The 12,298-nt window shown below is 65.7% G+C and carries 14 protein-coding genes; 5 read left to right on the top strand and 9 right to left on the bottom strand.

The genetic code is table 11. The features are described from left to right. Positions 1-152 precede the first annotated feature (152 nt). Together PU724_RS16940 and PU724_RS16935 are read left to right on the top strand one after the other, a co-directional pair. Positions 153-902 carry a YebC/PmpR family DNA-binding transcriptional regulator gene (locus PU724_RS16940; protein ID WP_127282976.1) on the top strand — a complete coding sequence of 250 codons (750 nt, stop codon included), beginning with the start codon at positions 153-155 and terminating at the stop codon, positions 900-902. 29 nt (positions 903-931) lie between these two features. Next, on the top strand, positions 932-1,243 hold the full coding sequence (locus PU724_RS16935) for an Rdx family protein (protein ID WP_281015742.1): 312 nt from the start codon (positions 932-934) through the stop codon (positions 1,241-1,243). A 32-nt stretch (positions 1,244-1,275) separates the two neighbouring features. Here the strand turns inward: PU724_RS16935 and PU724_RS16930 are convergent, their stop codons facing one another. Next, entirely contained in the window at positions 1,276-1,752 is a 477-nt protein-coding gene (locus tag PU724_RS16930) for an anthrone oxygenase family protein (protein ID WP_354423024.1), read from the bottom strand. Between the two features lies 1 nt (position 1,753). Continuing rightward, positions 1,754-2,578: an NAD(P)H-binding protein gene (locus PU724_RS16925; RefSeq protein ID WP_354423022.1), complete on the bottom strand. Its 825-nt coding sequence runs from the start codon at positions 2,576-2,578 to the stop codon at positions 1,754-1,756. 111 nt (positions 2,579-2,689) lie between these two features. Here PU724_RS16925 and PU724_RS16920 point away from each other — a divergent pair, with 111 nt between their 5' ends. Then, complete coding sequence (locus tag PU724_RS16920; RefSeq protein WP_292105695.1) at positions 2,690-3,334, top strand: TetR/AcrR family transcriptional regulator; 645 nt, start codon at positions 2,690-2,692, stop codon at positions 3,332-3,334. 135 nt (positions 3,335-3,469) lie between these two features. Here the strand turns inward: PU724_RS16920 and rpmE are convergent, their stop codons facing one another. After that, positions 3,470-3,691, bottom strand: a complete 222-nt coding sequence (gene rpmE, locus PU724_RS16915; protein WP_023668748.1) for a 50S ribosomal protein L31 — start codon at positions 3,689-3,691, stop codon at positions 3,470-3,472. Positions 3,692-3,894: 203 nt separating this feature from the next. Between rpmE and PU724_RS16910 the strand changes: the two genes are divergently transcribed. After that, positions 3,895-5,697, top strand: coding sequence for an ABC transporter transmembrane domain-containing protein (locus PU724_RS16910; protein ID WP_354423018.1), 1,803 nt, complete (start codon positions 3,895-3,897; stop codon positions 5,695-5,697). Positions 5,698-5,714: 17 nt separating this feature from the next. Here the strand turns inward: PU724_RS16910 and PU724_RS16905 are convergent, their stop codons facing one another. Next, entirely contained in the window at positions 5,715-7,199 is a 1,485-nt protein-coding gene (locus PU724_RS16905) for a carboxypeptidase M32 (protein WP_354423017.1), read from the bottom strand. Positions 7,200-7,351: 152 nt separating this feature from the next. Here PU724_RS16905 and PU724_RS16900 point away from each other — a divergent pair, with 152 nt between their 5' ends. Next, positions 7,352-7,705 carry a DUF1304 domain-containing protein gene (locus PU724_RS16900; protein ID WP_354423015.1) on the top strand — a complete coding sequence of 118 codons (354 nt, stop codon included), beginning with the start codon at positions 7,352-7,354 and terminating at the stop codon, positions 7,703-7,705. Positions 7,706-7,767: 62 nt separating this feature from the next. Here the strand turns inward: PU724_RS16900 and PU724_RS16895 are convergent, their stop codons facing one another. The 5 genes from PU724_RS16895 to PU724_RS16875 all read right to left on the bottom strand — a co-directional run bounded on the left by PU724_RS16895 (position 7,768) and on the right by PU724_RS16875 (position 12,284). Further along, positions 7,768-8,193: a hypothetical protein gene (locus PU724_RS16895; protein ID WP_127287144.1), complete on the bottom strand. Its 426-nt coding sequence runs from the start codon at positions 8,191-8,193 to the stop codon at positions 7,768-7,770. Positions 8,194-8,434: 241 nt separating this feature from the next. Beyond that, complete coding sequence (locus PU724_RS16890) at positions 8,435-9,466, bottom strand: peptidoglycan -binding protein (protein ID WP_127286862.1); 1,032 nt, start codon at positions 9,464-9,466, stop codon at positions 8,435-8,437. Between the two features lies 1 nt (position 9,467). After that, positions 9,468-10,493 (bottom strand): flagellar motor protein MotA, encoded by a 1,026-nt coding sequence (locus PU724_RS16885; protein WP_354423013.1) that lies wholly within the window; start codon positions 10,491-10,493, stop codon positions 9,468-9,470. A 196-nt stretch (positions 10,494-10,689) separates the two neighbouring features. Next, entirely contained in the window at positions 10,690-11,376 is a 687-nt protein-coding gene (gene trhA, locus PU724_RS16880) for a PAQR family membrane homeostasis protein TrhA (RefSeq protein WP_127286860.1), read from the bottom strand. Positions 11,377-11,474: 98 nt separating this feature from the next. Further along, positions 11,475-12,284, bottom strand: coding sequence for an inositol monophosphatase family protein (locus PU724_RS16875; protein WP_127286859.1), 810 nt, complete (start codon positions 12,282-12,284; stop codon positions 11,475-11,477). Positions 12,285-12,298: the final 14 nt, after the last annotated feature.

Genomic DNA, 12,298 nt, shown 5'->3' with positions numbered 1-12,298 from the left:
ATTTATCTATAAGCCGGCCATTCCGACAGCGAGCGCCATATGCCCCACAGGCGTATCAGGGACGCTCTGAAATTTGTATTCGAGCATTTTGAGAAGAGCGAGGTGTCTTCACCTGGCTTCAGGATGCTCTAGCTGAACACGACAGGGGTGCCATGGCTGGCCATTCACAGTTCAAGAACATCATGCACCGCAAGGGCCGCCAGGACGCGGTGCGGTCGAAAATGTTTTCCAAGCTGGCGCGCGAAATCACCGTCGCCGCCAAGACCGGAACGCCGGATCCGGCTATGAACCCGCGGCTGCGCCTTGCCGTGCAGAACGCCAAGGCCGTGTCGATGCCGAAGGACAACATCCAGCGCGCCATCAACAAGGCTTCCGCCGGCGACGGCGAAAACTACGAGGCCGTGCGCTATGAAGGCTACGGCCCGGGCGGCGTGGCGTTGATCGTCGAGGCGCTGACCGACAACCGCAACCGTTCGGCTTCGAACGTGCGCGCCGCCTTCACCAAGGCCGGCGGGGCGCTGGGCGAAACCGGCTCGGTGTCGTTCATGTGGAACCGGGCCGGCGAGATCTACTATCCGGCATCGGCCGGCGACGCCGACAAGGTCATGGAAGCGGCGATCGAAGCCGGCGCGGACGACGTCGAATCGGACGAGGAAGGCCACACCATCTACTGCGCCTTCGAGAATCTCGGCGACGTGTCGAAGGCGCTGGAAGCCTCGCTCGGCGAGGCGGAATCGGTGAAGCCGATCTGGCAGCCGCAGAACAACGTTCCGGTCGACGAGGAACGCGCGCAGTCGCTGATGAAGCTGGTCGCCACGCTCGAGGACGACGACGACGTGCAGAGCGTCTACGCCAATTTCGAGGTCGACGACGAGACCATGGCCAAGCTCAGCGCGGCCTAAGTCCGAGATATGAGCGAAGCTCAATCCAGATGAGCGACAAGCCGCTGCCCACCGTCCGCATCACCTATTGCACGCAGTGCCAGTGGCTGCTCAGAGCCGGCTGGATGGCGCAGGAGCTGCTCTCGACCTTCGGCACCGATCTCGGCGAAGTGACGCTGGTGCCCGGCACCGGCGGCATCTTCAGCATTTCCTGCAACGACACGCTTGTCTGGGAGCGCAAGCGCGACGGCGGGTTTCCCGACGCCGCGAAGCTCAAGCAGCTGGTCCGCGACGTCATCGATCCGGAGCGGGATCTCGGCCACTCGGATCGCAAGGGCCACAAAACGAAAGACCCGGCTTGAAGCCGGGTCTTTTGCGTTGAGCCAGACGCCTTTCAAATCAGCGCCATGATAAAGCAGGCCATCGACACGATGGCGGTGACGGTGCGGACGTGGTTCCACATCACCCATGCATTCAGATGGTTCGCCCACACGGCGGCGCCGTTGGCACTTGCCGGGTCGACGGCGGCGAGCGCGTCGTTGAGCGGCACGTTGAAGACCATGGTCACGATCGGGTTGCCGATCAGGTAGATCACGGCGCCGGCCACAAGCCAGTACGAGCCCGACTGGCTCCAGCCAAAGAGAACGGCGGCAATGAGCACGAGACAAATGAGGCCGGTGCCGAACAGCGCCGTCATGAAGGTCGGCGTGATCACCGTGACGTTGATCGAATTCATTGCAGCGATGCCGCTTGGGACAGGCAGCTGGGCGAGCGCCGCCATGACGAAATTGGAAAAGGCGAAGAAGACGCCGCCGACGACGCCGGAGCCGATCGCGGCGATGAAGGTGAGGGTGGGAAGAAGTTTCATCATCTCAGTTGCTCCAGACGCCGCTGGCGGCGGTTTCGGTTGCGTAAGCGGAGAAGTCCTTCGGCTGGCGGCCGAGCGCGCGCTGCACGCCGTCGGCCAGCGTCTCGTTGCGGCCGTCGAGCACCTTCGTGAAGAGTTCGTCGAGCAGCCAGGCGAATTCCGGCGGCAGGTTGTGCGCCGCCACCGCCTCGGTGAATTCGGCATGTGAGATCTGCCGGTAGCGGATGTCACGGCCGGCGGCCTTGCCGATCTCGGCGACGGCGTCGGCGAAGCTCAGCAGGCGCGGGCCGGTGAGCTCGTAAAGCTGGCCGATATGACCTGGCTCCGTCAGGACGGTTGCGGCGACGTCGGCGATGTCGTCGACATCGACGAAAGGTTCACCGACATTGCCGACCGGCAAGGCGACCTCGCCCTCGAGGATAGACTCGATCAGGAAGCCCTCGCTGAAATTCTGCGAGAACCAGGCGCAGCGCAGGATGGTCCAGTCGGCGCCGGAGGCCTTCAACATCTCCTCGGCGCGCTGGGCTTCAGGCTCGCCGCGACCGGAGAGCAGCACCAGGCGCCTGACGCCGCGTTCGACGGCAAGCCGGGCAAACGCCTCGACGGTTTCGGCGGCGCCCGGCACGGCGATGTCCGGATAGTAACTGATGTAGACGGCGCCGACGCCTTCGAGCGAAGGGCCCCATGTTTCCTTGTCCAACCAGTCGAAGGGTGGCGTGCCAGCGCGGGAGCCGATGCGCACGGGAATGTTCCTGGCGGTCAGCCGTTCGGCCAGGCGCCGGCCGGTCTTGCCGGTGCCGCCCAGGATCAAAACAGGTTTCGTAGTCATCTCGATCTCCTCGGTTTACAAATATGAGTAATCCTCACATTTGCAAAACGTGATAAACCCTCGTATTTTGTGAGTCAAGCGAGTTGTCGCAGAATCTTTCCGGAGGGCTCCATGGAAGGCAGAGGTGCCGCGCCGCATCAGCAGGATGGATCGGTGGCCTCGCCACGCCGCTCCCCGAGCCAGCAGCGCAGCCGCGAGCGGGTCGAACGCATGCTCGCCGCCGCTTCGGCGCTGATCGCCGCGCAAGGCAGCGACGCGATGCGCATGGGCGAGGTGGCGGAGCGGGCAGGCGTGTCGATCGGCTCGCTCTACCAGTTCTTCCCCGACAAGCGGGCGATCGTCTGGGCGCTGGCCGAGCGCTACACCGCCGAAAGCCAGGCCTGTATCGCCGCGGCGCTCAAGGATGTCGCAGACGCCGAGGGCTTGCGGCGGGCGTTCTCGGAGCTGGTCGATATCTATTACCGGCTGTTCCTGGCCGAGCCGGTGATGCGCGACATCTGGTCGGGCACGCAGGCCGACAAGGCGTTGCGCGAGCTCGAGCTCGCCGACAGCCGCGCCAATGCCGAATTCCTCGTCGCGGTGCTGAAGCGACTGCGGCCCGACGCCGATCCGGTGGCACTGGAAACCACAGCCTTCCTGGTCTGGCAGATGGGCGAGGCCGCCATGCGGCTGGCGATCTCGGTCGACCGCCAGGAGGGCGACAGGCTCGTCGCGGCCTACAAGCGCATGGCGCTGCGGGAACTGGTGGGCGAGTAGGCGACGTTCGCGATTTGCGAAACAGTTGACGATAGCGCCCCTCTCCCCGTCCTATACGGGGAGAAGGGAGCTGTCATGGCAACAAAAAACCCGCCTCGTGGGCGGGTTTTTCAAAATCTGTCAGGCGTATCCGGCTTAGAGGCCGAAGCCTTCGAAGCGCTTCTTGAACTTCGACAGGCGGCCGCCGCGGTCGAGCAAGGTCTGCTGGCCGCCGGTCCAGGCCGGGTGCGTGGTCGGGTCGATATCGAGGTTCATCGTATCGCCTTCCTTGCCCCAGGTCGAACGGGTCGAGTATTCGGTGCCATCGGTCATGACGACCTTGATGGTGTGGTAGTCGGGATGGATGTCGGCCTTCATTGTCGTTTTTCCTGGCTTGTGGCGCTGCCGACGGGCCGTGGCCTGCGTCGATGCGCCCCTTTTTAAAACTCGAAGCCGCAGCTATTGAAAAGCCACGGCTTCTAAAACGGTCGGCGAGCCTATACATCAGCCGGAATTGAATCACAAGGCCGCGGCGGGCGCATATTGCACGCACTGCCCGAAGGCGGCCAGAGGAAACGCTCATGGCGGATATCAGTGGCGATGCAGACGGGCGCCGGCGCTCGCTCGGGCCGCTCAAGCGCCTTTATCCCTACATCTTCCGCTACCGCACGATGGTCGTCGGCGCGCTCATCTCGCTGGCCGTGGCAGCGGGGACGACGCTGGCCTTGCCAATGGCCGTGCGGCGTATGATCGATAACGGGTTCTCGTCCTCCGGCTCGACCTTCATCGCCGAATATTTCGCAGCGCTGGTGGCGATGGCGGCGCTTTTGGCAGCCGCATCGGCGGGGCGCTACTATTTCGTCATCACGCTTGGCGAGCGCGTCGTCGCCGACATCCGCCGCGACGTTTTCGCCCATGTCACGACGCTGTCGCCGGCCTTCTTCGACCAGGCCCATTCGGGCGAGATCGTGTCGCGGCTCGCCGCCGACACCACGCAGGTGAAATCGGCGGTCGGCGCCACCGCCTCGGTGGCGCTGCGCAACGTCATCCTCGGCCTCGGCGCGGTGGCGATGATGGTGTTCACCAGCCCGAAACTGTCCGGCCTCGTTATCGCCGCCATCCCGCTCATCGTGCTGCCGCTGGTCGCCTTCGGCCGTTCGGTCAGGCGCAAGTCGCGGCAGGCGCAGGACACGCTGGCCAACGCCACCGCCTATGCCAGCGAGCAGATCGGTGCGGTGCGCACGCTGCAGGCCTTCACCAACGAGACGCTGGTCACCGGCCGTTTCTCCGCAGCAGTGGAAGCCGCCTTCGAGGCGGCGCGCGGCTCGGTCTTCGCGCGCGCCTTCCTCACCTTCTTCGCCATCTTCATGATCTTCTCCTCGGTGGTGGCGGTGCTGTGGTTCGGCTCGCGCGACGTGCTCTCCGGCACGATGTCGGCGGGCACGCTCGGCCAGTTCCTGCTCTATTCGGTGTTCGCCGCCGGCGCGCTCGGCGCGCTGTCGGAAGTGTGGGGCGAGCTCGCCCAGGCGGCGGGTGCTGCCGAGCGGCTGACCGAGATCCTGGTCGAGAAGCCGGCGATCCAGCCGCCCGCCGATCCGCGGCTGTTGCCGGCGAAGGCGAAAGGCGCGATCAGCTTCGACGACGTCTCGTTCTCCTATCCGGCGCGGCCGGACCGCGCCGCCGTGCATGGCCTGAGCTTCCAGGTGAAGCCGGGCGAGACGGTGGCGATCGTCGGCCCCTCCGGCGCGGGCAAGAGCACGGTGTTTTCGCTGATCCTGCGCTTCTACGATCCCGAGACCGGCCGCATCGTCATCGACGGCGTCGATCTGCGCGAGGCCGATCCCGCCGCGATCAGGCAGCGCATCGCCATCGTGCCGCAGGACGTCACCATCTTCGCCGCCAGCGCGCGCGACAATATCGGCTTCGGCCGGCCGGGCGCCAGCGATGTCGAGATCGAGGCGGCGGCGAAGGCGGCGCTTGCCGACGAGTTCATCGCCAAGCTCGACAAGGGCTATGACAGCCAGGTCGGCGAGCGCGGCGTGACGCTTTCCGGCGGCCAGCGTCAGCGCGTGGCGATCGCCCGCGCCATCCTGCGCGACGCGCCGATCCTGTTGCTCGACGAGGCGACCTCGGCGCTCGACGCCGAAAGCGAGACGCTGGTGCAGACGGCGCTGGAACGGCTGATGCAGGGCCGCACCACCATCGTCATCGCGCATCGGCTGGCGACGGTGCTGAAGGCCGACCGCATCCTGGTCATGGAAGGCGGCCGCATCGTCGAGGAAGGCACCCACCAGAGCCTGGTCGCCAAGGGCGGCATCTATGCACGGCTGGCCAAGCTGCAGTTCGAGACCGGCGCCAGTGCTTTTAGAGGCGCGGCTGAGTAGTCACGCTTCGTGCGGGCTCAGACGCCATAACGCTTGCGCAGATGTTCGGTGAAGTAGGCTGCATTAAGCTTCTCGCCGGTGGCGCGTTCGAGCAGCTCAGGCGTCGACCAGCGCGAGCCCTGCGACCAGATCCTCTCACGGCGCCAGGCGTTGATGGCGCTGAAATCGCCCTTGGCGAGGTCGTCATCGGCGGACGGATGCTCGCGGGTCAGCGCCGCCCATTGCTGCGCCGCCATCATGGCGCCCAGCGTGTAGGAGGGGAAATAGCCGAAGGCGGCGCCCGGCCAGTGAACGTCCTGCATCGGTCCGTCGGCCGGATTGTCGAGCGTCGACAGGCCGAGATAGTCGCGCATCCTGGCGTCCCAGGCCTCGGGCAGGTCGGCGACCTCCAGCCGCCCCGAGACCAGTTCCTGCTCCAGTTCGTAGCGCAGGATGACGTGCAGCGGATAGGTCACCTCGTCGGCATCGACCCGGATCAGGCCGCGCTCGACCCGGTGCACATGCGGCAGGATATCGTCGAGCGACCAGGTCTCGCCGAGATGCCGCTCGACCACCGGCAAGGCCCAGCGCCAGAAGGCCGGGTTGCGGCCAATTTGCTTTTCGACGAACAGGCTCTGGCTTTCGTGCACCGCCATGCCGCGCGCCTTGCCGAGCGGCCAGTGCGCCCAGGCCTTGGGCAGGTTCTGCTCGTAGAGCGCATGGCCGGTCTCGTGCAGCACGCCCATCAGCGCCGACAGGAAATCGGAGGTCTTGTAGCGGGTGGTGATGCGCACGTCGCTTGGCACGCCGCCGCAGAAGGGATGGTGCGACACCGACAGCGAGCCATGGGTGAGGTCGAAACCCACCGCCGCCATCATGGCGAGGCCAAGCTCGCGCTGCCGGTCGATCGCATAGCTGCCCGAAAGCGGCTTCAATGGATGGCGGGCCAGCCGCGCCTCCTGCGCCGCCAGTGCTTCCGGCACGAATTCCCGCAGGAAGCTCTTCAGCTCGGCGAAGACCGGCGTGATGTCGGCGGCGCGGTTGCCGGGGTCGTACTGTTCCATCAGCGCGTCATAAGGGTCGAGGCCGAGCGCATCGGCGCGCAGGGCCGCCTCCTCGCGCACCAGGGCGACGACGCCTTCCAGCGCCGGCAGGAAGCCCGCCCAATCGTTCCTGGCGCGCAGGTCGCGCCAGAGCTGCTCGGAGCGCATGCGCGCCGTCGTCTGGCGCTCGACGAACTCGACCGGCAGGCAGGTGAGGTTGGTGTATTGACGGCGCAACTCCCTCACCGCCGCCTGCTGCTCCTCGTTCAGCGCTTCCTCCTCGGCCGCTGCGATCCAGTCGCCGATCTCCGGCGCCGTCGCCCGGGCGTGAAGCATGCCGGCAAGCGCCGACATCGCCTCGGCGCGCTTCTCGCCGCCGCCGACCGCCATATGCGTCGCCTCGTCGGCGCCGAGGATGGCGAGCGCATGCTCCAGCGCTTCGAGCTTGTGGCCGAGGTCGTCGAGTTTCTGAAAGGACATGGCGGTTCCGGTCTGGTCAGCGATCGAATTGGACGGCGCGAAAAGATACCAATGCGCCAGCCTTGGCAACCCTGCCGCGCAGGGTGCTCAAACCATCTTGCGCGGACAAGCCCGCGCGTGATCAATGCTGGCAGCGAAAGCGGAGGGGGAAAATGATCGGCAACATACTGGTCGCGCTGGTGGCGCTGATCCACTGCTACATCGTCTATCTGGAGATGGTGCTGTGGGATACGCCGCAGGGCCACAAGGCGTTCAGGCTGACGCCGGATTTCGCCAAGGCATCCAAGGTGCTGGCCGCCAATCAGGGGCTCTACAACGGCTTCCTCGCCGCCGGCTTGATCTGGGGGCTCTATCTCGGCGCGGCCGGCTTCCAGGTCAGGATGTTCTTCCTGATCTGCGTCGCCATCGCGGGCCTCTACGGCGCGGCGACCGTCGGCAGGAAGATCCTGTTCATCCAGACCGTGCCGGCCGTGCTTGCCATCATCGCGCTCTGGCTGGGCTGGTAAAAAGGACGCCCTTGGGACGGAGTTCCCTCGGGCGCCAGGTGTCCCTTCCTCGGGTCGAGCGATCAGCCGTTGGGATAGTGCCCGCCGTCGGCGCCGTCGCCCATCAGGAAGCCGGTCCCACTGTCGATGCGCAGCGCCTGGTCGACATTGTCGAGCCGGCGCAGCAAATCATGATACTGCGCAGCCGGTATCCTGCCGCGATCGGCGGCGGCGGTTTTCGCGGCGGCCTGGCTGATATGGGCGGCGCGCATATGCAGCGTCTGCGCCTCGGCCGGCGTGATCGTGTTGTCCTGCCTGGCGTCGGTGATGCCCTGGTCGACACCCTGCACCTGCGCCATAAGGCCCGCCACGCGCGGACCGGTGAAGTCGGTCGGCGAGGATTCATCGAGTGCGCCCTTGTGATGTCCGGCAGCGTAGGCGCCGGCGAGCGGAGCGGAGACGAGAATGGCGGCAAGTGTTGCAGTCTTGAGAGAGATTGAAGAGCGCATGGCGGCGCCTCCTTCTGCTGGGGAAGGGAGCGGCCGCGCCGCTCCGCCTTCCGACCTTCCGGGCCGTCCGGTTCCGTCGCGTCGCGATGGGAGGCATCGCCGGCGGTTCTCGGCCCTGCGCGGAAAACTAGGAGCGCCCAGTCGTGAAGTGTAATTAAAAAAAGATAATCTTTTCAGGCCTTGCCGGCCTCGCGGCTGCGCCCTAGCGTTGAGCCGGCGAACAAATTCGCGTGATACGCGATCACCGTTCGGTGAGCTTCAACTCGATGCGGCGGTTCTTGGTGCGCGCTTCGTCGGTGTCGGCGGGGTCGAGCGGCTGGAACTCGCCGAAGCCGGCCGCGACCAGCCGATTGGCCGGCACGCCGTTCTCGATCAGGAACTTCACCACCGAGGTCGAGCGCGCCGTCGACAGCTCCCAATTGTCGCGATAACGGCCGGTGCCGGACAACGGCTTGTTGTCGGTGTGGCCGTCGACGCGCAACACCCAGCTGATCTCCGGCGGGATTTCCTTCTGCAGTTCGATGATGGCGTCGGCGAGCTTCTTCATCTCGACCTTGCCGGCATCGTTGATTTCCTCGGAGCCAGTCGGGAACAGCACCTCCGACTGGAAGACGAAGCGATCGCCGACGATGCGGATGTTCTCGCGGTCGGCGAGGATCTCGCGCAACCTGCCGAAGAAGTCGGAACGGTAGCGGTTCAGTTCCTGCACGCGCTGCGCCAGCGCGACATTGAGGCGGCGGCCGAGATCGGCGATCTTGGTGTTGGAATCGCGGTCGCGCGCTTCCGACACGTTGAGCGCGTCCTCGAGCGCGCCGATCTGCTTGCGCAGTGCTGCGATCTGCTGGTTGAGGATCTCGACTTGGCTCAGCGCCTGCTGGCTGATCTGGCGCTGGCTGTCGAGTTCGCCGGAGAGGGCGGCGGCCCGCTGGTTGGCGGCGTCGCCGGCGCCGGCGCCTTGCGCCAGCAATTGTTCGAGCCGGCTCTTTTCCGCCTCCGACGCCGACAGCGACGCCTGCAGATTGGCGAGCGAATCCTCCCTGTCCTGCGTCGTCGAGCGCTCCAGCGCCAGCAGTTGGGTCAGTTCGTTGATCTGCGAGTTGAGGCGGTTGAGCACCGTGTCCTTGCCGGAGATCTCGCGGCCGAGCAGGAACTGCGCCAGCACGAAGACGGTGAGCAGGAACATGATGGCGAGCAACAGCGTCGACAGCGCGTCGACGAAGCCCGGCCAGTAGTCGATGCGGCGATCGGCACGCCGCGCCCGCGCCAGTGCCACGTCAGTGCACTCCCTGCTTCTTCAGGGCGTCGGCGATCTTTTCCAGCGTGTTGCGCATCGCCTTCTGCTCGTCGGACTGTGCCTCGACCCAATCGCGCATGATCTGCTGCTCCGAGCGCATGTTCTTGACCAGGCCGGAAATGCCGTCGGCGAGATTGGCCATGGCGGTGGCGACGCGCGGGTTGGAGCCACCGCCATTTTCCTGCAGGCTGCGCAGGCGCTCCGACAACAGGCGGATCTCGTCGGAAGGCTCGCTCCTGGCATTGTCGGATACGACGATGTCGGAGGAAAGGTCGGTGACCGAGGACAGCCAGTTCTCGAGCTCGGTATAGAAGCGGGTCTGGGCCCGGCCGGCCTGCAGGTCGAGGAAGCCGAGCACCAGCGAGCCGGAGAGGCCGAACAGCGAGGACGAGAACGCGGTGCCCATGCCGGCGAGCGGCGCCGACAGGCCCTGCTTCAGTGAATCCAGGACGGCGGCGGCGTCGCCGGTGCCGGGATCGAGCGCTTCGATGGTTTCGCGGATCGAGCCGATGGTGCCGAGCAGGCCCCAGAAGGTGCCGAGCAGGCCGAGGAACACGAGCAGCCCGACCAGGTAGCGCGAGGTGTCGCGGCTCTCGTCCAGGCGGGTGGCGATCGAGTCGAGCATGGTGCGCATCGAGGTCGTCGAGAAGGCGACCGTCGACGAGCGGCCGATCATCGCCTTCATCGGCGCCAGCAGCACCGGTTCGGTGGTCTCCGAGCCGGCGCGGAAGGAGTTGACCCAGCGCACCTCGCGAAACAGGCGCCCGACCTGGGCGAAGGCGAGCAGGATGCCGACCACCAGCACGCCGATGATCAGTCCGTTGAGGCCCGGATTGGTGGCGAAGGCGGTCGAGACCTGGCGGGTCAGGATGGCGGCGATGAAAGCGACGATGATCAGGAAGATCATCATGGTCAGCAGGAAAACCTGCGGGCTCGACAGTTTATGAGGGTCGTAGATCAGAACGTCGGAGCGTCTGCCGATGCCGAAGGATCTGAGAAAAGCCATTCGTGCCCCGTTTCCGATGCGGCTGCCGCCGATCAACCAGTTCGCGACTCTAAACGGAATTGTGACCAAATTGAATGGCGCTTGGCAAGAATGCCGAGCCGGGCTTGCGGCCTGTTCCATCCCGATGGGAGCGGGATGGGGCTCCATCTTCCTGTTGCGGCATGATCTTTTCCGAAAACCGGTTCGGGGTCATGCCCTAGAAGCGGTTTATCACCAGACAGTCGACCATGGCGGCCAGGTGCAGGCCGGCGCCGGTGACGACGAAGCCGTGCCAGACGGCGTTGTGGAAGCGCAGGCCCTTCCAGGCGAAGAAGATGACGCCCAGCGAATAGACGATGCCGCCGGCGACGATCAGCGCGATCGATGTCGCCGGCAGGGTCTGGACCAACGGGCCGACAAGCACGATGCCGCTCCAGCCTATGGCCAGGTAGAAGACGATCGCGAGGCGGTCGAAGCGACCGGGGAACAGCACCTTGATGGCGATGCCGACCACCGCCGCCGTCCACACCAGCACGATCATGGAAACGGCCAGCGGCGAGCCGTCGAGCTGGGCGAGAAAGGGCGTGTAGGTGGCGGCGATGAGGAGGTAGATCGCGGCATGGTCGAAGCGGCGCAGGATCCACTTCGCCGGCGACGACACCGGCCACAGATTATAGGCCAGCGACACCGAGAGCACGGTGAGCAGCGCGACGACATAGAAGGCGGCGGCAATGTATTCGCCGGGTCCGGCATGGAAGGCTGCAAGCGCCAGGAAGGCCGAGCCCGCGGCGATCGCCAGCACGATGCCCACCGCGTGAACGATGCCGTCGGCGATCATTTCGGCGCGCGAATAGTGCCAGCGTCCGACGAACGGGATCTCGATCTGTGGCCCTGAATTGCTCATGAGCGGTCCTGCATCGCCCTCATCTGGGCGCTTGCCGGACAGTATTTCAAGCTTTGGTTGCGGTTTTGCGACTGCGGCGCTTCAGCGCGGCGCGCCCGTCAACCGGATTTGCCGGATGACAGCGGCTTCTTGACGGTCTTCAGCAGCGCGCGCTGGATGATCTCGTTGCCGGCGACGACAGAACCACGTTCCAGCATCTCCTGGCCGCCCTCGAAATCGGAGGCGAAGCCACCAGCCTCGCGGATCAAAAGCAGGCCGGCGGCGATGTCCCAGGCCGACAGGCCGACTTCCCAGAACCCGTCCATGCGGCCTGCGGCGACATAGGCGAGGTCGAGCGAGGCGGAGCCAAGGCGGCGCACGCCCGACACCTCGGCCATAACGTTGCGCAGCTCGATGAGGAAATTGCCGTGCTGGCCGCGGCCGAGATGCGGCACGCCGCAGCCGATCACAGAATCGATGAGCTTGGTGCGGCCGGCAACCCGCAGCCGACGGTCGTTCATGAAGGCGCCGCCGCCGCGCTCGGCGGTGTAGAGCTCGTCCATCGCCGGATTGTAGACGACGCCGGCGACGACCTGGCCCTGGCGCTCCAGCGCGATCGAGATGGCGAACATCGGGATGCCATGCAGGAAGTTGGTGGTGCCGTCGAGCGGATCGACGATCCAGCGGTGCTGGCCGTCCTCGCCCTCGACGGCGCCGCGCTCTTCCATCAGGAAGGAATAGCCGGGCCTCGCCTTCGACAGTTCGGTGAACAGGATGTCCTCGGCCTTGCGGTCTGCCTGGCTGACATAGTCGCCCGGCCCCTTCATCGACACCTGCAGGTTCTGCACTTCGCCGAAGTCGCGCGAAAGCGAGCGGCCGGCTTTCATCGCGGCCTGGACCATGACATTGAGGATCGCGGAACGCGCCATTTTTTCTTTTCCTG

Source organism: Mesorhizobium abyssinicae (genome assembly GCF_049887195.1).
Taxonomy (GTDB): domain Bacteria; phylum Pseudomonadota; class Alphaproteobacteria; order Rhizobiales; family Rhizobiaceae; genus Mesorhizobium; species Mesorhizobium abyssinicae.
This window is presented reverse-complemented; position numbering and strand designations above follow the sequence as displayed.